Source organism: Paracoccus lutimaris (genome assembly GCF_003337565.1).
Classification (GTDB): domain Bacteria; phylum Pseudomonadota; class Alphaproteobacteria; order Rhodobacterales; family Rhodobacteraceae; genus Paracoccus; species Paracoccus lutimaris.
The window spans coordinates 93,038-120,024 of record NZ_QPJL01000007.1 but is presented as its reverse complement, the minus strand read 5'-3'; the positions used below and the strand labels follow the sequence as shown (position 1 = coordinate 120,024).

The following is a 26,987-nucleotide window of genomic DNA, read 5'->3' as shown; positions in this document are numbered from 1 at the left end:
GACAGGTTTTTCCTGCGCCCGGGGATCGCGCAGCGCATCAGGCGTCGTCAGGTGCCAGAGGGCGCCCACTCGGTCAGTGCGCCTTCGGGAACGGTCAACGCCTTGTCGATGATCTTTCCGGCGCGTTCGACCGTCTCGGCCAGATGCGCAGCCAGCGCCTCAAGGCTGTCCGCCCCGACCTCGCGCAGCATGAAGGCCTGTCCGCCCTTGCCCAGATTGTCCATATCCAACGGCTTTTCGGTCAAAAGCCGGCCCGCGCATTGCAGGTTCCACAGAAAGCGCCGGGCGGCGGCCAGCGTCTCGGCCTCGTCGCGGGCGATCAGCCCGGCGCGGGGACCGGCGCGCAACTGCGCCTGCGCCGCGCGGGCCGGAACGCCCGCGCGCAGGGCAAAGGACTGGCCCAAAAGCTCGATATCCTGCAACCGGCCGCGTCCGATCTTGGCCTCCCACGCGCCGTCGGGGGCCTTGGCAGCAAAGATGCGGTCGCGCATCTCGGCCAGATCGGGCATGACGCGGGGGGTATTGCCACGGCTTTCCAGAACCTCGACGCGCAGCGCCTCGACCTCGGCACCAAGCGCTGTCGCATCCGCGCCATGGCCAGTGATCACCCGGGCGCGCGTCAGGGCCAGATGTTCCCAGGTCCAGGCCTCGGTCAGCTGATAGTCGCGAAAGGACTGGACCGAGGTCGCAACCGGCCCCTGCCGCCCCGAGGGGCGCAGCCGCATGTCCACCTCGTAAAGCCGGCCGGCAGAGGTCGGGGCCGACAGCGCGGTGATCATCGCTTGCGTCAGCCGCGCATAATAAGGCCGCGTCGCCAAGGGCTTCGGCCCCTCCGAGCTTTCCGCCCCCGCCGCGTCATAGATCACGATCAGGTCCAGATCCGAGGCCGCGTTCAGCTGGCGCGCACCCAGCGACCCCATGCCCAGCACCACCGCCCCACGTCCCGGGGGGGGGCCATGCCTGCGGGCGAATTCACCCGCCACGACCGGGAACAGCGCCGCGACCGCGGCATCGGCGATATCGGCATATTGGCCGCCCGCCTCCTCGGCGCCGATCAGGGCGCGCAGGTGGTGGACGCCGGTGCGGAACTGCCATTCATGCGCCCAGCGGCGCGCGGCATCCAGCGCCCGTTCATAGCCACCATCCGGCGCGGTCAGCACACCTTGCAGCATCTGGTCAAGCTGCCGGTGCAGCGCCTCGCCGCCCGGCCATTCGGAAAAGAAGCTGCCGCCCAGCACCGCGTCAAGCACCTCGGAATGATGGGCCAGGTAATTCGCCAGCCCCGGCGCGGTGCCGCAGATATCGACGATCAGGTCGATCAGCTGCGGATTGGCCTCGAAGAGCGAGAAAAGCTGCACCCCGGCAGGCAGGCCGGCCAGAAAGCCGTCGAACCGCGCCAGCGCCTCGTCCGAATGGGCGGCGGCGGTCAAGCGGGTCAGCAATTCCGGCTCGATCCGGGCGAAAACCTCGCGCCCGCGCTGTGAACGCAGGGCCGGATAGCTGCGCCAGCGTTCGACCATGGCCTCGGCTTCGGGGGAAAGCACGGGGCGATTGCTGCGCTCTGCGGGGGCAAAGAAGTCGCCGGTCAGGGCCTCGACCCGCGCCAGCCGCCCTTCCAGCCGGGCCGACCAATGCGCGGTATCGGCATCACCCATCATCCGGGCGATGGTGTCGATTCCCTCGGCCGAGTTCGGCAGCGAATGGGTCTGGGCGTCGTTGACCATCTGGATGCGGTGCTCGATCTCGCGATGTTCGCGGTAGTGATCGGTCAGCTCGCGGGCGACATCGGGCGGAACCCAGCCCTTTTCGGCCAGCCGGGCCAGCCCCTCGACGGTGCCGCGCACGCGCAGGTCGGGGTCGCGGCCGCCGGCGATCAACTGGCGGGTCTGGGTGAAGAACTCGATCTCGCGGATGCCGCCCTGCCCCAGCTTCATGTTATGGCCCGGAACCGCAAGGCGGCCATGCAGGCCCTTGTGCTCGCGGATGCGCAGCCGCATGTCATGCGCGTCCTGAATGGTGGCGAAATCCAGATGCCGGCGCCAGACAAAGGGGCGCAGGTCGCGCAGGAAACGCTCGCCCGCCGCCAGATCGCCGGCGCAGGGCCGCGCCTTGATATAGGCGCTGCGTTCCCATGTGCGGCCCTCGGCCTCATAATAGGCCAGCGCCGCCGAGATCGAGATGCAGACCGGCGTCACCGCCGCATCGGGACGCAGCCGCAGGTCGGTGCGAAAGACATAACCCTGATCGGTATTGTCCGAGATTGTCGCCGCCGCCTTGCGGGTGGCGCGGATCAGACTGGCGCGCGCCTCGTGCTGGTCGTCGCGGGCATAGGCGCTGTCGTCGTAAAGCACGATCAGGTCGATATCCGAGGAATAGTTCAGTTCCCCGGCGCCCATCTTGCCCATGGCCAAAGCAACGATCCCGCCCGCATCGGCATCGGTCGGGGGCAGCTTGCCGCGCGCCCGTTCGGCCGCGACATGAACGTGCAGCGCCAGATCCGAGGCGCGGTCGGCAAGATCGGTCAAAGCGCCCGTCACCTGTTCCAGCCGCCAGACACCGCCCAGATCGGCCAGGGCCGTCCACAGCGCCACCCGCCGCTTGGCGCGGCGCAGCGCCGGGCCAAGGTCATCGGCAGACAGCACCTCGAAACCGGCGGTTTCGCGGGCAACGACATCCTCATGCGCAAGCGCCTCACCCAGCCAATCGGCCTCGCGCAGGATCAGCCCGGCCAGATAGGGGCTGCATCCGGCGGTTCCCCGGATCAGGTCGCCCAGACGCGGATCGGCAATGCCGGTGGCCTCAAGGGCGGATTGTCCGCGGGCTAGATCCACGGGCAGGGGAAGGCGGGTGATGCGGGCTGCGAAATCCATGAGCGCAGCCTAGCCGGGGCGCAGGCAAGGTCAATGCGGCCCGAAAAACCTCCACCGCAGCGTTGCGGCCAATTCTTGTGGTTTCCAAGCTTGGCGCGGTGAAATTCTGTTGCTAGGCTTCGCGCAAGACGCAACCCGACCCTGAGCCCGGCCCGCCGCATGCGCGCACAGATCAGACCGAACCGACAGCGCCCGTTCTGGCGCCTGCCGAGCCCGTTTCTGCGGGGGTTGGCGAATGCGGCATAGCCTTCCGCATGCGCCGCAATTCTATGTGACGGCGCCGCAGCCCTGCCCCTATCTGCATGGGCGCGCCGAGCGCAAGCTGTTCACCGCGCTGGCGGGCGATTCGGCCAATGAGCTGAACAACACCCTGTCGCGGCAGGGCTTTCGCCGTTCGCAGAACGTGCTGTACCGGCCCAGCTGCGAAAGCTGCGTGGCCTGCATGTCGGCGCGGATCCGGGTGTCCGAGTTCACCCCCTCGCGCACGCAGCGTCGCGTCTCGCGCAAGAACGACCACCTGCGGCGGCTGGCCACCAGCGCCTGGGCAACCGAGGAACAGTACGATCTGTTCCGTGCCTATCTGGACCAGCGCCATGCCGATGGCGGCATGGCCGACATGGATATCTTTGAATTCGCCGCGATGATCGAGGAAACCCCGGTCCGCACCCGCGTCATCGAATATCGCACCGCCCCCAGCAAAACCGCCGATCCGGCACAGCCCGGCAGCGACCGGCTGGCCGCCGTCTGCCTGACCGACGTGCTGGATGACGGGCTGAGCCTTGTCTACAGCTTCTATGACCCCGCGCTCGAGGCATCCAGCCTGGGCACCCATATCATCCTTGACCATATCGAACTGGCGCGCAGCGCCGGCCTGCCCTTTGTCTATCTGGGCTATTGGGTGCCGGGCAGCCGCAAGATGGATTACAAGGCGCGTTTCGCCGCGCTCGAGATCTACAAGGGCGGCGTCTGGCAACCCATCGGCGACCCGGCGCTGCACAGCTCCGACATCCATCCGCTGTCCATAGACCCCATCGTCGAGCAGGTCGCGCGCATCACCCTGCCACAAAATCGCCGATAGTTACCCAGAGCTGACGAATTTTGAAATAATATGTCGCGAAATCGCGCCGCAAGGTCATTTTCTTGGACAATCGCCATTGACCGCGCCCCCACCTGCCCATAGTTTCCTGCGGCGCAGCATGGGCCCGGCCCCGCCGCGATCTGGTTCTAGAGATGGAGAATGGGCATGTCCCGACAAATGACGGGTGCAAGGATGGTTATCGAAGCTCTGCGCGATCAGGGCGTCGATACGGTATTCGGCTATCCGGGCGGGGCGGTGCTACCCATCTATGACGAGATTTTCCAGCAAAACGATATCAAGCATGTTCTGGTCCGCCACGAGCAGGGCGCCGTCCACATGGCCGAGGGCTATGCCCGTTCGACCGGCAAGCCGGGCGTCGTTCTGGTCACCTCGGGGCCGGGCGCGACCAATGCGGTCACCGGCCTGACCGATGCATTGCTGGATTCGATCCCGCTGGTCGTGCTGACCGGGCAGGTCCCGACCTTCCTGATCGGCACCGACGGCTTTCAGGAGGCCGATACCATCGGCATCACCCGTCCCTGCACCAAGCATAACTGGCTGATCAAGGACACGGATGAGCTGGCGGGGACGATCCACAAGGCATTCCACATCGCCACCTCGGGCCGTCCGGGGCCGGTCCTGATCGACATTCCCAAGGACGTGCAATTCGCCACCGGCGAATATGTCGGCCCCAAGCAGATCGAGACCCCCAGCTATCAGCCCGCCAAGAAAGGCGATCTGGCCGCGATCACCAAGCTGGTCGAGCTGATGGAGAAGGCCGAGCGCCCGATCTTCTATACCGGCGGCGGCGTCATCAATTCGGGGACCGCCGCCAGCCAGCTTCTGCGCGAACTGGCCGATGCGACGGGTTTCCCGGTCACCTCGACGCTGATGGGCCTGGGCGCCTATCCCGCCTCGGGCAAGCGCTGGATCGGCATGCTGGGCATGCACGGGCTTTATGAGGCCAATATGGCCATGCATGATTGCGATCTGATGATCGCGGTCGGCGCCCGGTTCGATGACCGCATCACCGGCCGCGTGGCCGATTTCAGCCCCGGCTCGGTCAAGGCGCAGATCGATATCGACCCCAGCTCGATCAACAAGATCATCCATGTCGACCTGCCCATCGTCGGCGATGTCGGCCATGTGCTGGAAGACATGCTGAAGATCTGGAAGGCGCGCGGACGCAAGACCAACAGCGCCGGGCTGCAGCAATGGTGGGTGCAGATCGAACAGTGGAAGGCCGTGAACTGCCTTGCCTATCGCAATTCCGAGACGGTCATCAAACCGCAATACGCGCTGCAGCGTCTGCAGGCGCTGACGGCGGCAAGAAAGCCCTATATCGCCACCGAAGTCGGCCAGCATCAGATGTGGGCGGCGCAGTTCCTGCATTTCGACGACCCGAACCACTGGATGACCTCGGGCGGGCTGGGGACGATGGGCTATGGCCTGCCGGCCTCGATCGGGGCGCAGGTCGCCCATCCCGACGCGCTGGTCATCAACGTCGCGGGCGAAGCCAGCTGGCTGATGAACATGCAGGAAATGGGCACGGCGGTGCAGTTCCGCGCGCCCGTCAAGCAGTTCATCCTGAACAACGAACGCCTTGGCATGGTCCGGCAATGGCAGCAGCTTCTGCATGGCGAGCGTTACAGCCAGAGCTGGTCGGACAGCCTGCCCGATTTCGTGAAGCTGGCGGAGGCGTTCGGCTGCCGAGGCCGCACCGTGTCCGACCCGGCGGAGCTGGACGACGCCATCCAGGAAATGCTGGATTATGACGGCCCGTTCATCCTCGACGTGCTGATCGAGAAGCATGAGAACTGCTTCCCGATGATCCCCTCGGGCAAACCGCATAACGAGATGCTGCTGGGTGAAGCCTCGACCGAAGGTGCCATCACCGGCGCCGGTGGCGCCCTGGTCTGATTCAGGCTGGTCCAAGAATTTAGGAAAGCGAGACGAACATGGCGGCACTGAACATCCACAAAGGCGCAACAAGCCATTCGGCCTATGACCTGCGCGACCCCCATTCCCAGACCATCGAAAGCCACACCCTGGCGGTGCTGGTCGACAACGAGGCGGGCGTGCTGGCGCGCGTCATCGGGCTGTTTTCCGGCCGGGGCTACAATATCGACAGCCTGACCGTGGCCGAGGTGGACCATTCCGGTCACCGTTCGCGCATCACCATCGTGACCCGCGGCACGCCCTCGGTCATCGAGCAGATCAAGGCGCAGCTTGGCCGCATCGTGCCCGTGCACGAGGTCCATGACCTGACCGTCGAGGGTCCCAGCGTCGAGCGCGAGCTAGGCCTGTTCAAGGTCTCGGGCAAGGGCGAGAAACGCGTCGAGGCGCTGCGCATCGCGGAAATCTTCCGCGCCAGCGTGGTCGATTCGACATTGGAAAGCTTTGTCTTCGAGATCACCGGCACCCCCGAGAAACTGGATGCCTTTGCTGATCTGATGCGGCCTCTGGGCCTGTCGGATCAGGCCCGCACCGGGGTCGCCGCGCTGGCGCGCGGCGCCTGAACGCGGTTAACGGGTGGCCGCCAGCTTGTGCGGCTGCCCGGTCTGGCCAAGATCGCTATTGGAGACGACGCGCAGGGCCGGCTGATTCGCCGCAGATTTCTCGCCCATGCCGCGCAGCAGGTCCGGCAGTTCGGAGCGCTTGTTTCCCGAAACCAGCGAGACCGAGCGGGCATGGCGCAGATCGTTCACGGTTTCATATTCCAGTTCAACAAGGTCGCCAGCTTCCGGCCAGTCGCCGGGGAAGATCAGGTTTTCCTGGCCTTGCAGATAGGCCAGCGCTCCATGATCCTCACACCAGATCACGGCCTTTTCCTTAGCCGGATTGCTCCAGAGAATGACCCCGATCATGAACGCTCCCTAACCAAAACTTCTGAAATGAACAGTGACTCAATAAAACCAATTCGGAAACTATCGGCAGAGTCTCGCCTATTAAAGAGAATTCTACACGACTTCTTCCGAATAACGTCAGGTTAATAGGGCATACCGGGCTTGCACCCCGCAATTTCCCTGCATTTCGCGGTAAAGTTGTGGTTTTCCCCAGTATATCAATGCGCGGAAGTGTCGCACCCGATGTTGCGCCAAAGCAACAGACAGCGGCTTCAGCGCGCGCGCCCCGAGCGGTAATCGGCGACGGCGCGCGTCACCTGGGCCATGCGCGAGGCGTTCGAGGGGTGTGTGCCCAGAATTTTATCACCCGGGTCGGGGATTCTGGCAAAAAACTGCGCACCATGCTCGGGATTGTAGCCCGCGTTCAGCGCGATGATGGCACCGAGATAATCGGCCTCCAGCTCCCAGTCCTTGGAATAGAAGCGCGCGCCGAACTGCGCCCCCAGATCCTGCGCGGTCTGGATCGATTCGGAATTGCCGCCGTAAGCGCTGGCCAGCCCGCCCAGAATCACCGCCCCCATCGAGGCCGCGCTGGATTTGCGCTTGATATGGCCAAGGATGTGGTGGCTTGCCTCATGCCCGACGACAAAGGCCAGCTCGTCGGCGTTGCGCGCCTCGCCGATCAGCGACAGGGTAAAACCGATGATCGGGCGCCCGGTCGAATCGATGGTCTGGTAGGCGTTGGGCTCCAGCCCGGCGCGGTCATCGACAACGAACTGGAAGTCGCAATTGATCGGCTGGGTACGGCGCTGGTGGCATTCCCGTTCGACCGCAGGCTCCATGCGGCTGATCACCTGGATGAAGGCGCGCGCCGATTCGCGGGCGCCCCGGGGCGTGTCGGGCGAGGTGGGCACCGAAGGCACGACCGGCCCGCCGGTTGTCCCGACAGGAATCTGGCCCGCGGGAACCACCACGCATCCCGCCAGTCCCAGCACCACTGCCGCTGCCTGCCACGCCCTGATCATGCCCTTACCCCAGCCTCAACCCGCGGCTTCACCGCGCCTTTTGTGCATACTCTAGCCGCGGCATCGTCCGACCGCCAAGCCCCGCTCTTGCCCCTTTTTTCGTATCACGCGATTGTTGAGGAAAGCTGAACGGAAAGGACCCCGGATGTTCACCATCGAGCATGACTTCGACGCCACGATCATCACCCTGATCGACGAGCTGCCCGAGGGCGAGGTCAACACCCGGCCGCTGAACGAGGATGTGGTGATCCAGACCTTTGACGACCGCGTGGTGGTCGAGCAGTTCGACCCCGATACCGGCGAGCTGGCGCAGATCGTCCTGACCATCGAACAGCTGGAGGAGCTGCGCGCCGCCCTGAACCTGCCCGAGGGGAATTACCGGCTGGAACGCAGCTAGCCCCCCTCAATCGATCCGGAACAGCTTGTCGCGGGCCGTCGCGCCCCGCACCAGCACCAGCCGCGATTTCGCCACCCCCAGCGCCTTGGCCAGCAGCTTGATGACGGCGGCGTTGGCCTTGCCGTCCTCGGGGACCACGGTGACGCTGACGCGGATCATGTCGCCATCCAGCGTGACCGCATTGCGCGAGGCGCGCGGGGTGACGCGGATGGCGATTTCACTGCCGGGTTGCGCAAGATGGCTTAGATCGGTCATGTTTTCTTGAACCCGCATCGGCGCGGAATGGCAATGGCGTGTCTGGCGCCGGCCCGGCAGGGCGGCTATCTGGACGCCAACCAGTCCGAGGTCCGAATGGAATATACCGATCCCGCCACGCTGTCCTTTCTGCGCAACCGCCGCTCGCACCCGCCCAGGATGCTGAGCGGCCCGGCCCCCAGCCATGACGAGCTGATGGCGCTGCTGGAGCTGGCCGCGCGCGTGCCCGATCACGGCAAGCTTGAACCATGGCGCTTTGTCGTCCTCGAGCGCGCGGCGCTGGACCGCCTTGCCCCGCTGCTGGCCGCGCATGCGGCGGCCCAGGGCGGCGACGAGGCGGCGGTGGAAAAGGCGCGCTCGGCCTTTGACTCTCCGGTCATCGTCGCGGTGGTCTCGGCCCCGGTCGAAAGCCCGAAAGTCCCGCAATGGGAACAGTTCCTGTCATCCGGGGCAGTCTGTCTTGAGCTGGTGAACGCGGCCCTTGCGTCGGGTTACGGCGCGGCCTGGCTGACCGGGCCTGCGGCGCAGGCCAGCTTTGCGCACGCGCATCTGGGTGTGGCCGAGGGCGAGCAGGTCGTCGGCCTGATCCATATCGGCCAGCGCGGCGCGACGCCGCCCGACCGCCCGCGTCCCGATATCTCCAGCAAGACGACCTTTCTCAAATGATCCTGCGCGCGCTTTTTCTGGCCTGGGGCGATTTGTTGCGGCCCCGCATCTTTGGCGTCGTGATGCTTGGCATCGGGCTGACGCTGTTGCTGTTCGTGGCGCTGCAGGCCGGCGCCTTCTGGGCGATCCGCAATTTCGCCCCCGAGACGCTCAGCCTGCCCTGGATCGGCGCGGTGCCCGTGGCCCCTGCCCTGTCCTGGAGCTCACTCGTGCTGTTCCCGCTGATGAGCATCTTTCTGATGGTGCCGGTCGCGGCCGGGTTCTCGGGACTGTTCGCCGAACGCGTCTCCGAGGCGGTCGAGGACATCCACTATCCCGGCGCCAAGGGCGTGCAGGCCGATTTCTGGGACGGGCTGTGGGAATCGCTGGCGATCGTGGGTGCAGTGATCGGCGTCACGCTGATCACGCTGATCCTGACGCCCTTTCTGGGACCGCTGGCCTCGGTGCTGTATTTCGCCGGGAACGGCTGGCTGCTGGGGCGCGAGTTCTTTCAGATGGCCGCACGGCGTCACCTGCATGCGCCGCAGGCCAATGCGCTGCGCCGCCGCTATGCCACGCAGGCGACGCTGCTCGGGGTGCTGATCGCCATGCTGCTGACGGTGCCCGTCCTGAACATCGTCGGCCCGATTCTGGCGGCGGTGGCCTTTACCCACCTGTTCCACCTCTGCCGCGGCTGAACCAGCCCTCGACATCCGCGCGGGTGATGACCCCGCCCAGGATGATATAGGCGATGATGCCCCACAGCGCCCCGGCGATGATCGTGGCCATGATCGCCTTTTTCTTCAGCTTGGGTTCGTGGGGCGCACCGGCGGGAGTGCCGGGCGTCACCTCGCCGACATCGGCCTGGCTTTGCTGGCCGATCGGCAGCAGCACGAACAGCACCAGAAACCACAGGACGGCGTAAAGGACGATGCCTCCGGTCAGATTCATCAGACCTGCTCCAGCTCGATCAGCGTGCCGTTGAAATCCTTGGGATGCAGGAACAGGACCGGCTTGCCATGGGCGCCGATCTTGGGCTCGCCCGTGCCCAGCACACGCGCGCCCTGCTCTTTCAGGCGGTCGCGGGCGGCGATGATGTCATCGACCTCATAGCAGATGTGATGGATGCCGCCCGAAGGGTTCTTTTCCAGAAACCCCTTGATCGGGCTGTCCTCGCCCAGCGGATGCAGCAGTTCGATCTTGGTATTGGGCAGCTCGATGAAGATCACGGTCACGCCGTGCTCGGGTTCGTCCTGCGGCGGGCCGATCCGGGCGCCAAGGACATCGGCATATTGAGCCGCGGCGGCCTTCAGGTCCGGCACGGCGATGGCGACATGGTTCAGGCGTCCGATCATCTGCTTCTCCATCATTTGCGCCCTTCTAGGACCATAGCGCGCCGGGGGAAAGAAAAACAGAAACAGCGTTAACGGCTTATTAGGCAAATCGCGCGAATCTGACCCTACAAAGTGATTCTCAACGGGACTTTCGTGATGACTGAACAGGAATGGATCGGTGGGGACCCCCTTCCCACCTGGCGGGCCACCCTGCCGAACCGTCCTCTGACCGGACTGACCGTGCTGGTGGTCGAGGATTCGCGCGTTGCCTCCGAAGCGGTGCGCCTGCTCTGCCTGCGCTCGGGCGCTCGCATTCGCCGGGCCGACAGCATCCGCACCGCCCTGCGGCACCTGCAGACCTACCGGCCGGGCGCGGTGCTGGTCGATATGGGCCTGCCGGACGGGAATGGCGCGGACATGATTGCGACCATCGCCAAGGCCCAGCCGCGCGTGCCGGTGATCCTTGGCATCTCGGGCGATCCCGACAATCGCGAGGCCGCGATGAGGGCGGGCGCGGACGGCTTCCTGCCCAAGCCCATCGAAAGCCTTGCAACCTTCCAGCAGGCGATCCTGTCGGTGCTGCCGGTCGAGGCCCGGCCGCAGGGCCTGCGCATTCTGCCTGACGAGGTGATTTCCGCCGATCCCGGCGCGCTGCGCGACGATCTTGCCCATGTGGCCGAGGTACTCTCGCTTGCGGACAATACCGCCGCCATCGACTATATCGCCCGTTTCCTGGCCGGTGTGGCGCGTTCGGCGCATGACCGCATGCTCGAGGATGCCGCGGCGACACTGGCGCGCGATCACTCCGAGGGACGGGCGCTGGCCAGTGATCTGGCGCGGATCAGCGGGCTGGTGCAGGATCGTCTGGCGACCGTGCGCATCAACTGAGGGCCGCGTTCTTCGAATGGCTTCCGCTTGGTGACAAGGCTTGCTTCTCGACCGAACGGGCGCGATCCTGGCCGGAAGCGGCTTGATCTAGGCAAGACAGATCGCGAGCCGCGCCGCAGCCTTCAGTGCTGCAAAAGGATCTTGCGGTCAAATCAGCGCACCGGATGACACGGTATCACTGACTTCCGGTCGAGCCAAACCCGTTCGCGCCGCGATCCGTCGCGGAAAGCTCGGCAACCTCGATGACGTTCGGCTTGATGACCGGGGCAATGATCGCCTGCGCGAAACGATCGCCATGGGACAAGGTTACCGGTTCGCCACCCAGCAGATAAAGCCCGACAAGAATTACTCCGCGGTAATCCTCATCTATTGTTCCGGGGCTGTTTGGAATGATGATCCGCTTCTTCAGAGCAAGGCTGGAACGGGGCCGGATCTGCATTTCGGTGTTCGCGGGCAGCTCGACCCGCAACCCGGTCGAAACCAGATGCAGCTCGCCGGGCGCCATGGTCAATGGGCCGTCCGGAAGGAAAGCGCGAAGATCCATTCCCGCCGCACCCGGCGTCTCATAGCCCGGAAGCGGCAGATCATTTCCCTCGACTCTTGCGAATTTAACCACCTGCGTCACTTTTTCCCCTATCCCCTCAGGAAGCATCGCCAAATTCCGTAAATGCGCGGCCGGCAAGCTGATTCACGCGATTGCACCGCCACTTTGCGGTGCCCTCGCCTGGACCGAACCTGCCATGAATGCCGGCGCCGGTTTTGGAAACAGCATTCGCCGACATGTGTCCTCACCTCGGTTCTTGCCGCAAGCGTCAGCCCCAATATGGGACATGATGACCGATGTCCAGAGAGGGTCAGGGGCGGGCCCCACTGGCAGGGCCAAGAACCCGCCAGATCCATGAGGCCTTCCAAGCGCCGCGCGCGAGGCGGCCGCGATATCAAAGCCCGCGCGCAGCGGGTTGAGGCCGGACCGTCACCGGCCAGACGCAAGCGCTCGGAGATCCGGTTATTGCGGCCAGTATGGGTGCAATCTGCGCCGGCCGCCCAGCCGCGCCATCCCCGCGCGCGCCCCTCGCGGATCGGCACCGTCGCGGCATCGGGTGGCCCGCATATCGAATGGAAAAGGGCGCCCGAAGGCGCCCGGTTCCATGCTTCTCCCAGCCGATCAGGCAGCGCGGGCGGTCAGGACCGTCTCGACCTTTTTCTGGGCGCCGGCCTCGTCGATGCCGCTGACGGCGGCGACTTCGCGGGTCAGGCGGTCCAGCGCGGCTTCGTAGAGCTGACGCTCGGAATAGGACTGCTCGCGCTGGTCGTCATTGCGGTGCAGGTCGCGCACCACCTCGGCGATCGACATCAGATCGCCGGAATTGATCTTCTGCTCATATTCCTGCGCGCGGCGCGACCACATGGCGCGCTTGACGCGGGCCTTGCCCTTCAGCGTGTCGAGCGCGCGTTCGACCAGATCGGGGGTGGACAGGCCACGCATCCCGATTTCAGTGGCCCGCGCGGTCGGCACCCGCAGCGTCATCTTGTCTTTTTCGAACGAGATCACGAACATCTCGAGTCGCAGCCCGGCGACCTCTTGTTCCTCGATCGACACGATCCGGCCGACACCATGCGTCGGATAGACCACGAAATCGTCGGGACGGAACTCGGTTTTCTTGGTTTTGGACATTGGGCTTCCTTACGCAGCAGCGCCGCCTGGCGGCACAAACGACCCAAAGGGGGACATTCCCCCTGTGGGCCAATACAATTGCTCATATCGTTCTGATCGGGCAGTGATCAGGTTTGGCAGCACGCCAAACGGGCCGCAAAGTGCGGCCCGCATGACGGATTGTGACAGTATATATCACAAAAACGCTCCGGTTCAAAGCCTCACTAAGAGGTGGCACCGGTTCTGCGCCTGGAAAAGATACTTGGAAATTCAATGACTCTGGAACTCGCGACCGCAGAACCGGTACCTGGTCGGGCGCGAATCGATCCCGCCCGCCACGCCACGCTGATTAACCACTCGCTCTGATCTCGACCAGAAACCGGGGCAGACAAATGCCATTGTGAGGCAAGCATGGCACAGTACCGCAGCAGTTGCGCCACAGTCCGGACAGACGCCTCAGTCGCCTTGCCCCGGCGCCTCGGAGAAGTATTTCTCAAGCTTGCCGGACATGCCGTCCATCTCTTGATAGCCGGGCATCGGGTCCTTCTTGCGGGTGATCACCGGCCAGAGTTCGGAATATTTGCGGTTGAACTCGACCCAGCTGTCCATGTCCGGCTCGGTATCGGGGCGGATCGCGTCGGCCGGGCATTCCGGCTCGCAGACGCCGCAATCGATGCATTCGTCCGGATGGATGACCAGCGTGTTCTCGCCCTCATAGAAACAGTCGACCGGGCAGACTTCGACGCAATCGGTGTATTTGCACATGATGCAGTTATCGGTGACGACATAGGTCATGGCGCGTATTTTCCTGTTTCCTGAGCGGCTAGTTACGCCCGTGGCCGCCGTCATTCAAGGCCGCCGCGGCGGAAAAGACCGCGATGCAGCGTTAAATCGCAGGCCCGGAACGCCATTCCGCGCCGCCGCGGTGCCGCGAAACAGGGTTCCGCATGGCATGCGCCTCAGGCCTCGATCTCCTCGTAAAGCGTGGCAGCCTCGGCGGCCGGGCCGCGCCGCTCGCCGGGACGCAGGACCCGCAGCACGCGGACCCGGCCATGGGCCGAGACGGTGACGGTATCGCCGGGCCGCACCAGCTGCGCGGGTTTGCGGCAAGGCTGGCCATTCACGCGGATCCCCCCGCCACCGATCGCTTCGGCGGCAAGGGTACGGGTCTTGAACAGACGGGCATGGTGCAGCCAGCGATCCAGACGGATCGCCTCGCCCTCGCCCGCCTCACTCACGTCTTGTTCTTGAGCGAGGCGAGGATGGCGAAGGGGCTGTCGGGGTCCATCTTCTTCTCGGGGCGCGGCGGGCGTGCCTCGAAGCTTTTGGGTCCGTCATGGCGCGGCTTGCCCTTGGGCTTGCCGCCTTTGGGGCCACGATCACCACGTTCGCCGCGTTCACCGCCACCATGTTCGCCACGCTTGTCGTCGCGGCGCTTGCCGTCATGGCGCTTGCCTTCATGCGGCTTGCCCTCGCCCTGCGCCTCGGCCGGACGGTCGCGGCGCTGGCCGCGTTCACCCTGACCCTGGCCGCGGTCGCCGCGCGGCTGGCGCTCGCCCTGGCCCTGGCGCTCTCCGCGTTCGCCGCCCCGTTGGGGATGGCGGTTGCCGCGCGGACGCGGCGCCCAGGTGAAGGTATAGAACACCTCCATCTCGGGCGCGGGGGCATCTGGATCCGTCGCCGCCTCGGCGCCTTCGGCGGCGGGTACGGCCTCGGCTTCGGCGGCCTTGCGGGCGGCCTGCTCGGCCTCCCATTTGGCGCGAGTTTCGGCGGCCAGCACGCTTTCCTCTTCGGTCAGCGGATGCTCGTGATCGTTGGGATCGGGGGCGGCGACAGCCTCGGCCACCGGCGCGGCGGCGACCTCGGCCCGGGCCTTGGCGCGTTCGCCGCGCTCGGCCTTGTAGCCCAGACCGCCCATCAGCGCCGAGAACTGCTCAAGCGTCATGCCGGTGATCGACAGCATGTCCGCCGTCGCCTCGAAGCCGGCACGGCTGTCTTGCGTGCGCAGCATGTCGGCCAGACGTTCCAGCATGTCGATGCGGATCGCGCGCTCGCCTGCCGGGTGATAGCCCGACAGCGTGTAATAGCCCTTGGGCACGTCGGGCAGGTTCGGGATCGTCACCAGACCGGGCGGCGGGCTTTCGGGGAATTCGGCCAGACCCTGATCCAGCCCCCAGAGCACCAGCCGCAGCCGGGTCGGCGCCGGTTTCAGCAGCGCCGGCTGGAAGATGGTGAACTGGCCAAAGCGCACGCCATGCTTGCGCAACAGCCCGCGCGATTCCTGATCCAGTTCCTTGACCTCATTGGCCACGCCTTCGCGCGGCAGGACGCCAAGCGCCTCGACCAGACGGAAGGCGAAACCGCGCGCAAGCCCGGTCAGCGTCACGTCGTTTTTCAGCGCCAGCAGCGGCTCGAACGCCGTGGCCACCTTGCGGTCGATGAAATGCTGCAGCCGGCGGCGCACCTTTTCGATGATATCGGGGCCGGCCTCTTCGTCCACGAAAGCCTCGACGCCCGGCTTCATCGGCTCGGCACCCTTAACCAGCTTGCCGATGGCCGAGCTGCCCCACATCAGGCCGCCCTGTTCGGTAAAGTCCAGCTCGGTATCGGGGGCGTTATAGAACCTGTCGGCGCGCAGGTGGAATTCGGGGCGCAAGGCCTCGTAGGCGGCACGCGACAGCATGCGCGCCTCTTCCCCGGTTGCGTTGGGATCGGCGAGAAAGCGGAAACCTTCCAGACGGCCGGCGAATTCGCCCTCGACCGTCACTTCGCCCTTGTCATTCACCTCGGCCAAAAGGCTCTCCTTTTGTTTGAGCCGGCGCAAAAGCACGGAGGTGCGCCGGTCCACGAATCTTTGCGTCAATGCGGCATGCAGTGCATCCGACAAGCGATCTTCTACAGCGCGCGTCTCGGCACGCCAATGACTTTCGTCCGAAACCCATCCCGAACGCTGCGCGACATAGGTCCAGGTCCGGATATATGCCAATCGTTTCGACAATGTGTCGATATCGCCCTGCACCTTGTCGATGCGCTCGATCTGGGTGGCAAGCCAGTCGCCGGGCACGCTACCCTCGCGCAGGAAACCAAAAATCCGCGCCAGCAGGGTCGAATGCTCGCCCGCCGAGATCGAGCGGAAATCCGGGATCCGGCAGACATCCCAAAGCAGGCGCACGTCCTTGGGATGCGTCACCAAGTCGCGGATCTCGGGGGTCGAGGACAGCGCCTTGAGCGCGGCCAGATCGTCCGCCTCGCGGCCGCGCGACAGCCATTCCGATTGCGGCATGGTCTCAAGGCTGGCGATCAGCCGCTCGATGGTGCCAAACTCCAGCGCCGAATTGCGCCACATCAACCGCGAGATCGGGGCAAAGCGGTGGTTCTCGATCGCGTCGATCAGGCCCTCGTCCAGCGGCCCGGCATCGCCGGTGACGCCGAATGTGCCGGGTTCGGTATGGCGCCCGGCGCGGCCGGCGATCTGGCCCAGTTCGTGCGGGAAAAGCGGGCGATAGCGGCGGCCGTCGAATTTCTCGGTGGCAGAAAAGGCGATGTGGCGGATGTCGAGGTTCAGCCCCATGCCGATGGCGTCAGTGGCGACCAGATAATCCACCTCGCCCGCCTGATACATGGCGACCTGCGCATTGCGGGTGCGCGGGCTGAGCGCCCCCATGACCACCGCGCAGCCGCCCTTCTGGCGGCGGATCAACTCGGCGGTGGCATAGACCTCTTCGACCGAAAAGCAGACGATGGCCGAGCGCGGCGGCATCCGGCTGATCTTTTTCGATCCCGCCCAGCTCAGCGTGGAAAAGCGTTCGCGGCGCATGAACTGCACGCCCGGCACCAGGGCTGCGATGGCCGGGCGCATGGTGTCGCTGCCCAGAAGCATGGTTTCATGCAGGCCGCGCATGTTCAGCAGCCGGTCGGTAAAGACATGGCCGCGATCGGGATCGGCGCAAAGCTGGATCTCGTCGATGGCGACGAAATCGGCGCCGACCTCGGGCATGGCCTCGGTGGTGGCGACCCAGTATTTCACCCGCTCGGGGACGATGCGTTCCTCGCCGGTGACCAGTGCCACGACCGAGGGGCCGCGTGCCTTGACGATGCGGTCATAGACCTCGCGCGCCAAAAGCCGCAGCGGCAGGCCGATGACCCCGGTGCGATGCGCCAGCATCCGTTCGATGGCATAATGGGTCTTGCCGGTATTGGTCGGGCCAAGAACGGCCGTGACCCGCGATTTGTCCTGCATCTCAGGCGTCCGTGCCTTGCGTTTCCTGCTCCAGCCGCTTGACCGCGTCGGCGGCGTCCTGCTGGTGGGGATGGATTTTCAGGCTTTCGCGATAGGCCTCCAGCGCGCGGCGGTTGTCACCCATCTCTTCGAGCATGGTGCCAAGCTGGGTCAGCGCCGCGAAGTGGCGCGGCTCAAGCGCCAGCACCTGACCCAGATCGGCCAGGGCGGGGCCGAAATCGCCATTCAGGTAAAAGGCGACCGCGCGCAGATGCCAGCCAGCGGGAAAATCGGGGGCGTGATCGGTCAGCGCCGTCAGATGGCCGATGGCACCGGCCGTGTCACCAGCGTCCAGCGCCGTCTCGCCGCGCTTGTAAAGCAGATCCATCGCCGCCGAACCCGACCGCGACCAGATCCGCAGGATGTCGGTTTCGGCCCGCGCCCAGGTTTCGCCCTCGGGCTGGGCCAGTTCGGCAAACAGCAGGTCCAGGTCCTCGCGCTCGCGCAGCCGCGCCTCGGCGGTCATTTCCGGGGTTTCAACCGGGCCGGAAATCGCGTCGCCCGTCGCGCCCCGGTCAGTTTCGCCTTGCTGCGATTCGCCTTGGGATTGTACCTTCCACACCAAGGCACCGGCACCAGGAAGCGTTTGCGCCTGCGCCCCTTCCATGCCCTGTCCCGACAGGATCAGCCCTGCCGCAACGATATGATGGAAATGAGGGACTGGCAAACGCATATACACCATGTAACTGTCCATCCTGGGCAATACCAGACACGAGAACAGGAGATCGAGAATGAGCAAAGTGGTCGAGGCCGCCGTCGCTGCCCTGGACGAGAAGGCCAAAGGCTTCGAAGGCACGGCGAAATTCGTCATCGAGGGCGAAGGCGCGGTCTATATCGATGCCAGCGGCGCCCGCGCGGCCGATGACGAGGCCGATGTCACCCTGACCGCCGATCGCGCCACCTTCGAGGGGCTGCTCAGCGGCGATGTGAACCCGACCATGGCTTTCATGACCGGCAAGCTCAAGGTCGACGGCGCGATGGGCACCGCGATGAAGCTTGGCGCCCTGCTGTCCTGAGCCACTCCGCGCCATGACGCCCGCCCCCTTCAACAGCTTCCCCGGTGACGCGCTGCCGCGCGTCAGCTGCTTCTGGCTGCGGACCGAGGACGGGCTGCGGTTGCGGGCCGGGCTCTGGCGCGCGGATCGGAGCGTCGGCACGGTGCTGCTGTTCACCGGCCGGACGGAATATCTGGAAAAATACGGTCAGGTCGCAGAGGAACTGAACGCAGCCGGCTATGACGTGCTGGCGCTGGACTGGCGCGGCCAGGGCCTGTCGGACCGGCTGCTGGCCGATCCGCGGCCCGGCCATATCGCCGATTTCGCCGATTATCAGCGCGATGTGGTCGAAATGGTCATTTGCGCGCAGGAACTGGACCTGCCCCGGCCATGGCACATGTTGGCCCATTCCATGGGCGGCACCATCGGACTGGCGGCGCTGCTGGGCGGTCTGCCCGTGGAAAGCGCGGCCTTTTCGGCACCGATGCTGGGAATCGACATGCGCGGCCTGCCCGAAAGCCTGGCGCTGGGGCTGGCCGCGACACTGATCCGGCTGGGCCGGGGCACGCAGCCCGCGCCGGGCTCGGGCGGCAATAACAGCTATGTGCTGACCGCCGCCTGTCTCGACAATCTTCTGACGGGTGACGGCGCGCGCTGGGGCCGCATCGTGGCCGAGACCGCCATCTGGCCCGAGATCGCGCTGGGGGGCGCAACCAATGACTGGGTGCGGGCGGCGCTGCTGGAATGTCGCCGGCTGGCGGCCCTGCCCTCGCCCGATATTCCGGCCCTGATCGCGGTCGGCAGTCGCGAACGCGTGGTCTCGGCCGCCATGATCCGCGCCCGCGCCGCGAACTGGCCGGGCGCGCGTCTGCTTGAACTGCCCGAAAGCCGCCATGAACCGATGATGGAGCGTGACGCGATCCGCAACGCCTTCATGCAGGCGGCGATCGCGCATTTCGACAGCCATGGCCAGTGACCGGCCAGCGCCTTGACGCCGCCTCAGCCGGCTGATCCTGTCCTCACGACTTGCAGCCGCCGTCTCCAGGTACCACATTCGCGCAATCGAATAAGGACAAACGATGACGATTCCCGCGTATAACCCGTTTAACCCGATCCTTCCGCGCGACGAAAACGCCCTGCCCGTGGGTCGCGAGGTGCCCGATCTGGGCCGATTGCCCGACTGGGACCTGACCGATCTTTACCCGGCCCCCGATGCGCCCGAGCTCAAGCGCGACCTTGATGCGCTGGAACGGGCCTGCGCCGATTTCGCCCGCGATTTCGAGGGCCGGCTGGTTTCGCTGTCGCCGGCCAAGATGCTGGACTGCGTCGAGCGTTATCAGCAGATCGACGTGCTGGCGGGCCGGATCATGTCCTATGCCGGGCTGCGCTATTACCAGAACACCACCGATGCCGCGCGCGCCAAGCTGATGGGCGACCTGCAGGACCGCATCACCAATGACACGACCAAGCTCGTGTTCTTCAGCCTGGAATTCAACGCCATTCCCGATGCGCGCTATAACGAGGTCTTCACCGCCCCCGACGGCCCGGCGCGCTACAAGCCGGTCTTCGACCGCATGCGCGCCATGCGCCCCTATCAGCTTTCCGACGAGCTCGAGCGTTTCCTGCACGACAATTCCGTGGTCGGCGCCGCCGCCTGGAACCGGCTCTTTGACGAAACCACCGCCGGTTTGACCTTTCAGGTCGAGGGCGAGACGCTGGGCCTTGAGGCCACGCTGAACCTGCTGACCGATCACGACCGCGCCCGGCGCGAGGCCGGCGCCCGCGCATTGGCGGCGGTTTTTGAAAACAATATCAAGCTGTTCTCGCGCATTCACAACACTCTGGCCAAGGAGAAGGCCATCGAGGACAAATGGCGCAAGATGCCCAGCCCGCAGACCGCGCGGCATCTGTCAAACCATGTCGAGCCCGAGGTGGTCGAGGCGCTGAGGAACGCGGTGACCGCCGCCTATCCGCGGCTGTCGCATCGCTATTACCGCCTCAAGGCCAAATGGCTGGGCCTCGACAAGCTGCAGGTCTGGGACCGCAACGCCCCGCTGCCGACCGAGGCGCCGCGCCTGATCGCCTGGCCCGAGGCCCGCGCGACGGTGCTGGACGCCTATGCCGGCTTTTCGCCGAAACTGGCCGAACTGGCCGAGCCGTTCTTTGACCAGGGCTGGATCGATGCCGGCGTGAAACCCGGCAAGGCCCCCGGCGCATTCGCGCATCCGACAGTGACGACCGTTCACCCCTATGTGCTGCTGAACTATCTGGGCAAGCCGCGCGACGTGATGACACTGGCGCATGAGCTGGGTCACGGCGTCCACCAGCGTATGGCCGCCGGTCAGGGGGAACTGCTGGCCTCGACCCCGCTGACGCTGGCCGAAACGGCCTCGGTCTTTGGCGAGATGCTGACCTTCCGCGCATTGCTGGCCGGGACCACCGACAAGGCCGAGCGCAAGGCGCTTCTGGCCGGCAAGGTCGAGGACATGATCAACACGGTCGTGCGCCAGATCGCCTTCTATGATTTCGAATGCAAGCTGCACGCCGCCCGTGCCGAGGGCGAACTGACCCCCGAGGACATCAACGCGCTGTGGATGTCGGTGCAGGGCGAAAGCCTGGGCGATGCCTTCGAGTTCATGCCCGGCTATGAGACCTTCTGGACCTATGTGCCGCATTTCGTGCATTCGCCCTTCTATGTCTATGCCTATGCCTTTGGCGATGGGCTGGTGAACGCGCTTTACGCGGCTTACGAGGGCGGCTTGCCCGAGTTCCAGTCGAAATATTTCGACCTGCTGGCGGCAGGCGGCTCCAAGCATCACAAGGAATTGCTGGCACCCTTTGGCCTTGATGCCTCGGACCCGGCCTTCTGGGACAAGGGCCTGTCGATGATCGAGGGCTTCATCGACGAGCTTGAAGCGATGGAGGATTGAAGCGCCGGACCGGGGGCTGTCTGCCCCCGAACCCCCGAGGATATTTCGGCATGAAAGAAGCCGATGCCTGACTCCATTCTTTCATGTTCAAATATCCTCGGGGGAACCAGCGGACCGCAGGGCCGATGGTGGGGGCGGAAGCCCCCCCTTCCTTTTTCGGTCGCATCCTCTGACCTGACACCCTATCCTGCCGCCCGACAGCAAAGGGGGACGGCATGATCCGCGTGATCCGGCGCATATTCCTGTGGCTCGTGGCGCTGGCCCTGCTGGCGGCCATCGGTATCGCGGTCTGGGGTCCGGCCTTTGTGGAGCGCCGCCTGAACCCCGTCACCATGCCCGACGCGGGCTGGCCGGTTTCGCCCAAGGCGCAGGCGCTGCATGACCGGCTGGTGATCGGCGACTGGCATTCGGATGCGCTGATGTGGGATCGCGACCTGCTCGATCGGGCGGATCGCGGCCATACCGACATTCCCCGCCTGATTCAGGGCAATGTCGCGGTGCAGGTCTTCACCACCGTCACCAAAAGCCCGCGCGGGCAGACTTACGGCCAGAACGCGACGGATGCGCCTGACAATATCACGCCTCTGTTCATCGGCCAGCTGCGCCCGCCCTCAAGCTGGTTCAGCCTCAAGGAGCGCGCGCTGGTGCAGGCGAAGGCGCTGCAACATGCTGCGGACCGCGCCCCTGATCAACTGGTGCTGATCCGCTCGGCCGAGGATCTGCAGGCGCTGCTGGCCGCGCGCCAGAGCGGCGCGAAAACCGTCGGCGCCATCCTTGGCACCGAGGGCGGCCACCCGCTCGAGGGTCAGATCGGCAATCTTCAGGTGCTTTACGGCGCCGGCTTCCGGCTGATCGGGCTGACGCATTTCTTTGACAACGAACTGGGCGGCAGCCTGCACGGGCAAGCCGGCACCGGCCTGAGCGATTTCGGCCGCGAGGTGGTGGCGCAGATGCTGGAGCGGCGCATGATCATCGACCTTGCCCATGCCAGCCCGCAGATGGTGCGCGACGTGCTGGCCATTCCTGGCACAAGGCCGATCCTGTCCCATACCGGCATCCATGGCCGTTGCGCGACGACCCGCAACCTGCCCGACGATCTGGTCAAGGCCATCGCGCAGAAGGGCGGTGTCATCGGCATCGGCTATTGGGCGGATGTGGTCTGCGGCAAGAGCCCGACCGCCATCGCCGAGACGATCAAGGCCGCCATCGCGCTGATGGGCGAAAATAACGTCTCGCTGGGCTCGGATTATGACGGCTCGGTCGATGCCCCCTTCGACGCCGCGCATCTGGCGGCGCTGACACAGGCGCTGCTGGATCAGGGCCTAACCGAGACCCAGATCGCCAAGGTCATGGGCGGCAACATGATGCGCTATCTTGCCGAGACGCTGTGACTGCGCCACCTTCGCCGCAGACCTGACCGGAGACCATCATGCTGACCATCTATGGCGTCACCCGCTCGCGCGCCTCGCGCATCATCTGGCTGTGCCATGAAATCGGCATTCCCTTCAAACAGGTGCCGGTGATCCAGGCCTATCGCCTGCCCGATCCCGACGCGCCGGACGCGCCCCTGAACACCCATAGCCCCAGCTTCCTGAAGATCTCGCCCGCCGGCGCCATCCCGGTCATTCAGGATGGCGAGCTGCTGCTGTCGGAATCATTGGCCTGCACGCTGCATCTGGCACGCAAATACGGCCAGCCCTTTGGTCCCGCCGACGCGGCCGAGGATGCGCTGATGCTGCAATGGAGTTTCTACGCCTGCACCACGATCGAGCCGGACGCGCTGACCATCCTGTTCCTGCACCGCGCCGGACAGGCGCAATCGGGCGCCGATCAGGCCAGCATCAACAATGCGGCCGAGCGGCTGGTGCGCCCGTTCCGGCTGCTGGACGACCATCTGGCCCGTTCCGGCCATATGCTGGGCGGCCGCTTTACCGTGGCCGATATCAACATGGCCGAGGTGGTGCGCTATGCCCAAAGCCATGGCGAGCTGATCGAACAGTTCCCCGCCCTGCACGCCTGGCTGGCCGATTGTCAGGCCCGCCCGGCCTTCCAGCAGATGTGGCGGGAACGGCTGGCCGAGCCGGAGTAACCCTCCGCCCCGGCCGGAGTCATGCCCCGAGCCTAGGCCCCGCGACCATTGGAGGCCGGAGCATGCAGCGAGGGGGCGGGAATGCGCTCGGCCGAATGGATGACATGGCCGGCATGGCCGACGATCAGCGGATCGGGCGGCGACACCACGTCCAGATCCTTGTCGGGATAGTCCAGCGTCGACAGGAAATGCCGCATGCAGTTCAGCCGCGCGCGTTTCTTGTCGTTCGATTTCACGATGGTCCAGGGCGCGTCGGCGGTGTCGGTATAAAAGAACATCGCCTCTTTCGCCTCGGTATATTCGTCCCATTTGCCGAGGCTGGCGAGGTCGATGGGCGACAGTTTCCAGCGCTTCAGCGGGTCCAGCTCGCGCGACTTGAAGCGGCGGCGCTGTTCGTCGCGGGTCACCGAGAACCAGTATTTGTAAAGCCGGATCCCCGAGCGCACCAGCATGCGTTCATATTCGGGGCATTGGCGCATGAATTCCAGATATTGCGTTGGCGTGCAGAATCCCATCACCCGCTCGACGCCGGCACGGTTATACCAGCTGCGGTCATAAAAGACCATTTCGCCTGCGGTCGGCAAATAGCCGATATAGCGTTGAAAGAACCATTGCCCGCGCTCGACATCCGAGGGCTTGTTCAGCGCCACGACACGCGCGAAACGCGGGTTCAGATGCTCGGTAAAGCGCTTGATCGTGCCGCCCTTGCCGGCGGCGTCGCGGCCCTCGAACAGGATGACGAATTTCTGCCCGGTCTCCTGCGCCCAAAGCTGCACTTTCAGCAGTTCGGCCTGCAACCGCGCCTTTTCCTTTTCATAGGCGGCGCGGCCCATGCGGCGGGTATAGGGATAGCGCCCGGATTCAAAGGCCAGGCGGATCGCATCGGGGTCGATCTTGGGAAAGCTGGCCGGCCCCTTGCCCTCGGCCGGATCGGCCACGGCATTGGCCGGCGCTGCGGCGACCTGCGCCACCTCGTCGCCTCCATCCTCGTCCCCGTCCACCAGGCCGTCCTCGGCCAGCATTGCCTCGGCCTCGATCCCGGCCGCGACCTCTTCGCTTTCCTGCAGGCGTTCAATCTCCATTCCGGCGCTCCTTTACCCTGAATCACTCAAAAAATCCTGCGCCATTCTGGCAAAATCCGCATTGATGCGTGTCAAAAAACTGCGGTTTTGCGCAATTGGCCTGAGCGGAGATCCGCGACCACCATCGCTTGTAGCCAGCCTGGGGCGCGACACTTTCCCTTGCCCCCGCGCCCCCGGGCATGAGATAACGCCGCCTCAGAAGAACAAGCCGCATAACAAGACAAGACGAGCAGGTGCCATGGCCGACGATCTTTTTCCCGCCGCTGACAAGGCCACCGAAAGCTATTCGGCCGCATCCATCGAAGTGCTCGAAGGGTTGGAGCCCGTCCGCAAGCGCCCCGGCATGTATATCGGCGGCACGGACGAACGCGCGCTGCACCATTTGGTCGCCGAGATCCTCGACAACTCGATGGACGAGGCCGTCGCCGGCCATGCCTCGCGCATCGAGGTCGAGCTGCTGGCCGATTTCAGCGTCGTCATCCGCGACAATGGCCGCGGCATCCCGATCGACCCGCATCCGAAATTCCCCGGCAAATCCGCGCTTGAGGTGATCCTGTGCACGCTGCATGCGGGCGGCAAGTTTTCGGGCGACACCTATCAGACCTCGGGCGGTTTGCACGGCGTCGGCGCCTCGGTCGTGAACGCGCTGTCGGACCTGATGGTGGTGCAGGTCGCGCGCAACAAGGAACTTTACGAGCAGCGCTTTTCGCGCGGCATCCCGCAGGGCCCGGTGGCGCGCATCGGCGCCGCCCCGAACCGGCGCGGCACCACCGTGACCTTCCATGCGGACGAGCAGATCTTCGGCCATCACCGCTTCAAGCCGGCACGGCTGATCAGGATGGTGAAATCCAAGGCCTATCTGTTCTCGGGCGTGGAAATCCGCTGGAAAACCGAAATCGACGATGGCGAGACCCCGGTCGAAGCGACCTTCCATTTCCCCGGCGGCCTTGCCGATTACCTGTCGGAAACGCTGGGAAAATCCACCACCTATGCCGACCGTCCTTTTGCCGGCACCGTGGATTTCAAGGAAAAGTTCAATACGCCCGGCAAGGTGGACTGGGCGATCAACTGGACCCCGGCCCGCGACGGCTTCATCCAATCCTATTGCAACACCGTCCCCACCCCCGAGGGCGGCACCCATGAGGCAGGTTTCTGGGCCGCGATCCTCAAGGGGATCCGCGCCTATGGCGATCTGATCAACAACAAGAAATCCCAGCAGATCACGCGTGAGGACCTGCTGGTCGGCGGCTGCGCGCTGGTATCCTGCTTCATCCGCGAGCCGGAATTCGTCGGCCAGACCAAGGACCGCCTTGCCACCGTCGAGGCCCAGCGTCTGGTCGAAGGCGCCGTGCGCGACCATTTCGACAACTGGCTGGCGGCGGACACCAAATCGGCCGGCGCGATCCTGGATTTCCTGGTCCTGCGGGCCGAAGAGCGCCTGCGCCGCAAGATGGAAAAGGAAACCGCCCGCAAGACCGCAACCAAAAAGCTGCGCCTGCCCGGCAAGCTGGTCGATTGCTCGGCCACCAATCGCGAAGGAACCGAGCTTTTCATTGTCGAGGGCGACTCGGCGGGCGGCTCGGCCAAGATGGCGCGCGAGCGCACCACGCAGGCGCTGCTGCCTTTGCGCGGCAAGATCCTGAACGTGCTGGGTGCGGCCAGTTCCAAACTTGGCACAAATCAGGAAATAAACGATCTGTGTCAGGCACTTGGCGTCAATATGGGATCCAAATTCAACGTCGATGACCTGCGGTATGACAAGGTCATCATCATGACCGATGCCGATGTCGACGGCGCCCATATCGCCAGCCTGTTGATGACGTTTTTCTTTACCCAGATGCGGCCGATGATCGACAAGGGCCATCTGTATCTGGCCTGCCCCCCGCTTTACCGCCTGACGCAGGGCGCGCATCGCGTCTATGTCGCCGACGACGCCGAGAAAGAGGAAATGCTGGCCAAGGGCCTTGGCGGGCGCGGCAGGATCGACGTGCAGCGCTTCAAGGGTCTGGGCGAGATGGACGCCAAGGACCTCAAGGACACGACCATGAACCCGAAAACGCGCAAGCTGATCCGGGTTTCCATCGACGAGGAAGAGGGCGGCGAAACCGGCGATCTGGTCGAGCGGCTGATGGGCAAGAAGCCCGAGCTGCGCTTTCAGTTCATTCAGGAAAACGCCCAATTCGCGGATGCCGACGAATTGGACGTCTGAGCGGACAGTTCGACCATTCCTTCATCCTGCGCGGAGCAGCGGGCATAGCGGGCACCCGGGCGGCAATGTCGAAGACCGCCTGCGGCAAGCTGCAGCGGTTTCTGGATGGGCCGGATTCTGCGATGTTGATGACCGATCTGACATGCCGGTTCGCCGATCGCTCGGGCGTGAGCGACGGGCGCATGGCCCGAGGCTTCAGCGCGACCAGCAGCTTTCTCCGCTCGCAAGGCAAGGGGGCTGAAATGCGATGGCCGCGTGACTTTGGATCAATGCAAGACCCCGACACGGATGAGATCGAGGGGTATTCGCTTGGAAGATCCGTTTCTCGCTGAAGCCCTCAACCGTGATGCGACAATCGAAACGCCGCCTTGGCGCGACATTACGCTGACGACAGATATCCAGGATCTGCGT

At 65.0% G+C, this 26,987-nt stretch carries 27 protein-coding genes; 14 read left to right on the top strand and 13 right to left on the bottom strand.

Features of this window, described 5'->3' with window-relative positions; translation table 11 throughout:
* Positions 1 to 47: 47 nt before the first annotated feature.
* Entirely contained in the window at positions 48 to 2,870 is a 2,823-nt protein-coding gene (locus tag DFP89_RS08605; RefSeq protein ID WP_114348976.1) for a [protein-PII] uridylyltransferase family protein, read from the bottom strand.
* 235 nt (positions 2,871 to 3,105) lie between these two features.
* Here DFP89_RS08605 and DFP89_RS08600 point away from each other — a divergent pair, with 235 nt between their 5' ends.
* From DFP89_RS08600 to ilvN, 3 genes are all read left to right on the top strand, one after another.
* Positions 3,106 to 3,948, top strand: coding sequence for an arginyltransferase (locus DFP89_RS08600; protein ID WP_114348975.1), 843 nt, complete (start codon positions 3,106 to 3,108; stop codon positions 3,946 to 3,948).
* A 165-nt stretch (positions 3,949 to 4,113) separates the two neighbouring features.
* Positions 4,114 to 5,868 (top strand): acetolactate synthase 3 large subunit, encoded by a 1,755-nt coding sequence (locus DFP89_RS08595; RefSeq protein WP_114349044.1) that lies wholly within the window; start codon positions 4,114 to 4,116, stop codon positions 5,866 to 5,868.
* A 38-nt stretch (positions 5,869 to 5,906) separates the two neighbouring features.
* Positions 5,907 to 6,467 (top strand): acetolactate synthase small subunit, encoded by a 561-nt coding sequence (gene ilvN / locus DFP89_RS08590; RefSeq protein ID WP_114348974.1) that lies wholly within the window; start codon positions 5,907 to 5,909, stop codon positions 6,465 to 6,467.
* A 6-nt stretch (positions 6,468 to 6,473) separates the two neighbouring features.
* Here ilvN and DFP89_RS08585 read toward each other — a convergent pair whose 3' ends face one another.
* Positions 6,474 to 6,815 (bottom strand): hypothetical protein, encoded by a 342-nt coding sequence (locus DFP89_RS08585; RefSeq protein ID WP_114348973.1) that lies wholly within the window; start codon positions 6,813 to 6,815, stop codon positions 6,474 to 6,476.
* A 251-nt stretch (positions 6,816 to 7,066) separates the two neighbouring features.
* On the bottom strand, positions 7,067 to 7,819 hold the full coding sequence (locus DFP89_RS08580) for a M48 family metalloprotease (protein ID WP_114348972.1): 753 nt from the start codon (positions 7,817 to 7,819) through the stop codon (positions 7,067 to 7,069).
* A 145-nt stretch (positions 7,820 to 7,964) separates the two neighbouring features.
* On the opposite strand from DFP89_RS08580, the gene DFP89_RS08575 reads away from it, so the two are divergent.
* Positions 7,965 to 8,216, top strand: a complete 252-nt coding sequence (locus tag DFP89_RS08575) for a hypothetical protein (RefSeq protein WP_114348971.1) — start codon at positions 7,965 to 7,967, stop codon at positions 8,214 to 8,216.
* A gap of 6 nt (positions 8,217 to 8,222) precedes the next feature.
* Here DFP89_RS08575 and DFP89_RS08570 read toward each other — a convergent pair whose 3' ends face one another.
* Positions 8,223 to 8,471 carry a DUF167 domain-containing protein gene (locus tag DFP89_RS08570; RefSeq protein ID WP_114348970.1) on the bottom strand — a complete coding sequence of 83 codons (249 nt, stop codon included), beginning with the start codon at positions 8,469 to 8,471 and terminating at the stop codon, positions 8,223 to 8,225.
* 96 nt (positions 8,472 to 8,567) lie between these two features.
* On the opposite strand from DFP89_RS08570, the gene DFP89_RS08565 reads away from it, so the two are divergent.
* Complete coding sequence (locus DFP89_RS08565) at positions 8,568 to 9,137, top strand: nitroreductase family protein (RefSeq protein WP_114349043.1); 570 nt, start codon at positions 8,568 to 8,570, stop codon at positions 9,135 to 9,137.
* Positions 9,134 to 9,814: an EI24 domain-containing protein gene (locus tag DFP89_RS08560; RefSeq protein ID WP_114348969.1), complete on the top strand. Its 681-nt coding sequence runs from the start codon at positions 9,134 to 9,136 to the stop codon at positions 9,812 to 9,814. The genes DFP89_RS08565 and DFP89_RS08560 overlap by 4 nt, the downstream gene beginning before the upstream one ends.
* Here the strand turns inward: DFP89_RS08560 and DFP89_RS08555 are convergent.
* Together DFP89_RS08555 and mce are read right to left on the bottom strand one after the other, a co-directional pair.
* The gene (locus DFP89_RS08555) at positions 9,783 to 10,067 is read right to left on the bottom strand and encodes a DUF1467 family protein (protein WP_114348968.1); all 285 of its coding nucleotides are present in this window, start codon (positions 10,065 to 10,067) and stop codon (positions 9,783 to 9,785) included. The genes DFP89_RS08560 and DFP89_RS08555 overlap by 32 nt on opposite strands.
* Positions 10,067 to 10,471 carry a methylmalonyl-CoA epimerase gene (gene mce, locus DFP89_RS08550; RefSeq protein ID WP_114349042.1) on the bottom strand — a complete coding sequence of 135 codons (405 nt, stop codon included), beginning with the start codon at positions 10,469 to 10,471 and terminating at the stop codon, positions 10,067 to 10,069. The genes DFP89_RS08555 and mce overlap by 1 nt, the downstream gene beginning before the upstream one ends.
* A 135-nt stretch (positions 10,472 to 10,606) precedes the next feature.
* Here mce and DFP89_RS08545 point away from each other — a divergent pair, with 135 nt between their 5' ends.
* A complete protein-coding gene (locus tag DFP89_RS08545) occupies positions 10,607 to 11,338 on the top strand; it encodes a response regulator (RefSeq protein WP_114348967.1) in 732 nt (243 codons plus the stop codon).
* Between the two features lie 175 nt (positions 11,339 to 11,513).
* Here the strand turns inward: DFP89_RS08545 and dut are convergent, their stop codons facing one another.
* The 6 genes from dut to DFP89_RS08515 form a co-directional block, all read right to left on the bottom strand.
* On the bottom strand, positions 11,514 to 11,990 hold the full coding sequence (dut, locus tag DFP89_RS08540; protein ID WP_114348966.1) for a dUTP diphosphatase: 477 nt from the start codon (positions 11,988 to 11,990) through the stop codon (positions 11,514 to 11,516).
* A 513-nt stretch (positions 11,991 to 12,503) separates the two neighbouring features.
* A complete protein-coding gene (locus DFP89_RS08535) occupies positions 12,504 to 13,013 on the bottom strand; it encodes a CarD family transcriptional regulator (RefSeq protein ID WP_114348965.1) in 510 nt (169 codons plus the stop codon).
* A gap of 435 nt (positions 13,014 to 13,448) precedes the next feature.
* Positions 13,449 to 13,787, bottom strand: coding sequence for a ferredoxin FdxA (fdxA, locus tag DFP89_RS08530; RefSeq protein WP_114348964.1), 339 nt, complete (start codon positions 13,785 to 13,787; stop codon positions 13,449 to 13,451).
* 164 nt (positions 13,788 to 13,951) lie between these two features.
* Positions 13,952 to 14,230: an RNA-binding S4 domain-containing protein gene (locus tag DFP89_RS08525; protein ID WP_114348963.1), complete on the bottom strand. Its 279-nt coding sequence runs from the start codon at positions 14,228 to 14,230 to the stop codon at positions 13,952 to 13,954.
* Positions 14,227 to 17,232 carry a helicase-related protein gene (locus tag DFP89_RS08520; protein ID WP_114348962.1) on the bottom strand — a complete coding sequence of 1,002 codons (3,006 nt, stop codon included), beginning with the start codon at positions 17,230 to 17,232 and terminating at the stop codon, positions 14,227 to 14,229. The genes DFP89_RS08525 and DFP89_RS08520 overlap by 4 nt, the downstream gene beginning before the upstream one ends.
* Before the next feature lies 1 nt (position 17,233).
* The gene (locus DFP89_RS08515) at positions 17,234 to 17,944 is read right to left on the bottom strand and encodes a tetratricopeptide repeat protein (RefSeq protein ID WP_245948627.1); all 711 of its coding nucleotides are present in this window, start codon (positions 17,942 to 17,944) and stop codon (positions 17,234 to 17,236) included.
* Between the two features lie 58 nt (positions 17,945 to 18,002).
* Here DFP89_RS08515 and DFP89_RS08510 point away from each other — a divergent pair, with 58 nt between their 5' ends.
* The 5 genes from DFP89_RS08510 (at position 18,003) to DFP89_RS08490 (ending at position 23,285) form a co-directional block, all read left to right on the top strand.
* Complete coding sequence (locus tag DFP89_RS08510; protein ID WP_114348961.1) at positions 18,003 to 18,287, top strand: SCP2 sterol-binding domain-containing protein; 285 nt, start codon at positions 18,003 to 18,005, stop codon at positions 18,285 to 18,287.
* Between the two features lie 13 nt (positions 18,288 to 18,300).
* Positions 18,301 to 19,242 (top strand): alpha/beta fold hydrolase, encoded by a 942-nt coding sequence (locus DFP89_RS08505; RefSeq protein ID WP_114348960.1) that lies wholly within the window; start codon positions 18,301 to 18,303, stop codon positions 19,240 to 19,242.
* A gap of 103 nt (positions 19,243 to 19,345) precedes the next feature.
* Entirely contained in the window at positions 19,346 to 21,196 is a 1,851-nt protein-coding gene (locus DFP89_RS08500) for a M3 family oligoendopeptidase (protein ID WP_114348959.1), read from the top strand.
* A 215-nt stretch (positions 21,197 to 21,411) separates the two neighbouring features.
* Complete coding sequence (locus DFP89_RS08495; RefSeq protein ID WP_114348958.1) at positions 21,412 to 22,587, top strand: dipeptidase; 1,176 nt, start codon at positions 21,412 to 21,414, stop codon at positions 22,585 to 22,587.
* 38 nt (positions 22,588 to 22,625) lie between these two features.
* A complete protein-coding gene (locus DFP89_RS08490) occupies positions 22,626 to 23,285 on the top strand; it encodes a glutathione S-transferase family protein (protein ID WP_114348957.1) in 660 nt (219 codons plus the stop codon).
* Positions 23,286 to 23,317: 32 nt separating this feature from the next.
* Here the strand turns inward: DFP89_RS08490 and ppk2 are convergent, their stop codons facing one another.
* Positions 23,318 to 24,304 (bottom strand): polyphosphate kinase 2, encoded by a 987-nt coding sequence (gene ppk2, locus DFP89_RS08485; protein ID WP_425452654.1) that lies wholly within the window; start codon positions 24,302 to 24,304, stop codon positions 23,318 to 23,320.
* 301 nt (positions 24,305 to 24,605) lie between these two features.
* Here ppk2 and parE point away from each other — a divergent pair, with 301 nt between their 5' ends.
* Together parE and DFP89_RS08475 are read left to right on the top strand one after the other, a co-directional pair.
* Positions 24,606 to 26,576, top strand: coding sequence for a DNA topoisomerase IV subunit B (gene parE, locus DFP89_RS08480; RefSeq protein WP_114348956.1), 1,971 nt, complete (start codon positions 24,606 to 24,608; stop codon positions 26,574 to 26,576).
* A gap of 65 nt (positions 26,577 to 26,641) precedes the next feature.
* On the top strand, positions 26,642 to 26,908 hold the full coding sequence (locus DFP89_RS08475) for a hypothetical protein (RefSeq protein WP_114348955.1): 267 nt from the start codon (positions 26,642 to 26,644) through the stop codon (positions 26,906 to 26,908).
* Positions 26,909 to 26,987: the final 79 nt, after the last annotated feature.

What these genes read in the sequence shown, in the direction of transcription:
- DFP89_RS08605 (WP_114348976.1), bottom strand. Translation starts at nt 2,870, where the DNA reads ATGGATTTCGCAGCCCGCATCACCCGCCTTCCCCTGCCCGTGGATCTA.
- DFP89_RS08600 (WP_114348975.1), top strand. Translation starts at nt 3,106, where the DNA reads ATGCGGCATAGCCTTCCGCATGCGCCGCAATTCTATGTGACGGCGCCG.
- DFP89_RS08595 (WP_114349044.1), top strand. Translation starts at nt 4,114, where the DNA reads ATGTCCCGACAAATGACGGGTGCAAGGATGGTTATCGAAGCTCTGCGC.
- ilvN (WP_114348974.1), top strand. Translation starts at nt 5,907, where the DNA reads ATGGCGGCACTGAACATCCACAAAGGCGCAACAAGCCATTCGGCCTAT.
- DFP89_RS08585 (WP_114348973.1), bottom strand. Translation starts at nt 6,815, where the DNA reads ATGATCGGGGTCATTCTCTGGAGCAATCCGGCTAAGGAAAAGGCCGTG.
- DFP89_RS08580 (WP_114348972.1), bottom strand. Translation starts at nt 7,819, where the DNA reads ATGATCAGGGCGTGGCAGGCAGCGGCAGTGGTGCTGGGACTGGCGGGA.
- DFP89_RS08575 (WP_114348971.1), top strand. Translation starts at nt 7,965, where the DNA reads ATGTTCACCATCGAGCATGACTTCGACGCCACGATCATCACCCTGATC.
- DFP89_RS08570 (WP_114348970.1), bottom strand. Translation starts at nt 8,471, where the DNA reads ATGACCGATCTAAGCCATCTTGCGCAACCCGGCAGTGAAATCGCCATC.
- DFP89_RS08565 (WP_114349043.1), top strand. Translation starts at nt 8,568, where the DNA reads ATGGAATATACCGATCCCGCCACGCTGTCCTTTCTGCGCAACCGCCGC.
- DFP89_RS08560 (WP_114348969.1), top strand. Translation starts at nt 9,134, where the DNA reads ATGATCCTGCGCGCGCTTTTTCTGGCCTGGGGCGATTTGTTGCGGCCC.
- DFP89_RS08555 (WP_114348968.1), bottom strand. Translation starts at nt 10,067, where the DNA reads ATGAATCTGACCGGAGGCATCGTCCTTTACGCCGTCCTGTGGTTTCTG.
- mce (WP_114349042.1), bottom strand. Translation starts at nt 10,471, where the DNA reads ATGATCGGACGCCTGAACCATGTCGCCATCGCCGTGCCGGACCTGAAG.
- DFP89_RS08545 (WP_114348967.1), top strand. Translation starts at nt 10,607, where the DNA reads ATGACTGAACAGGAATGGATCGGTGGGGACCCCCTTCCCACCTGGCGG.
- dut (WP_114348966.1), bottom strand. Translation starts at nt 11,990, where the DNA reads ATGCTTCCTGAGGGGATAGGGGAAAAAGTGACGCAGGTGGTTAAATTC.
- DFP89_RS08535 (WP_114348965.1), bottom strand. Translation starts at nt 13,013, where the DNA reads ATGTCCAAAACCAAGAAAACCGAGTTCCGTCCCGACGATTTCGTGGTC.
- fdxA (WP_114348964.1), bottom strand. Translation starts at nt 13,787, where the DNA reads ATGACCTATGTCGTCACCGATAACTGCATCATGTGCAAATACACCGAT.
- DFP89_RS08520 (WP_114348962.1), bottom strand. Translation starts at nt 17,232, where the DNA reads ATGCAGGACAAATCGCGGGTCACGGCCGTTCTTGGCCCGACCAATACC.
- DFP89_RS08515 (WP_245948627.1), bottom strand. Translation starts at nt 17,944, where the DNA reads ATGCGTTTGCCAGTCCCTCATTTCCATCATATCGTTGCGGCAGGGCTG.
- DFP89_RS08510 (WP_114348961.1), top strand. Translation starts at nt 18,003, where the DNA reads ATGAGCAAAGTGGTCGAGGCCGCCGTCGCTGCCCTGGACGAGAAGGCC.
- DFP89_RS08505 (WP_114348960.1), top strand. Translation starts at nt 18,301, where the DNA reads ATGACGCCCGCCCCCTTCAACAGCTTCCCCGGTGACGCGCTGCCGCGC.
- DFP89_RS08500 (WP_114348959.1), top strand. Translation starts at nt 19,346, where the DNA reads ATGACGATTCCCGCGTATAACCCGTTTAACCCGATCCTTCCGCGCGAC.
- DFP89_RS08495 (WP_114348958.1), top strand. Translation starts at nt 21,412, where the DNA reads ATGATCCGCGTGATCCGGCGCATATTCCTGTGGCTCGTGGCGCTGGCC.
- DFP89_RS08490 (WP_114348957.1), top strand. Translation starts at nt 22,626, where the DNA reads ATGCTGACCATCTATGGCGTCACCCGCTCGCGCGCCTCGCGCATCATC.
- parE (WP_114348956.1), top strand. Translation starts at nt 24,606, where the DNA reads ATGGCCGACGATCTTTTTCCCGCCGCTGACAAGGCCACCGAAAGCTAT.
- DFP89_RS08475 (WP_114348955.1), top strand. Translation starts at nt 26,642, where the DNA reads ATGTCGAAGACCGCCTGCGGCAAGCTGCAGCGGTTTCTGGATGGGCCG.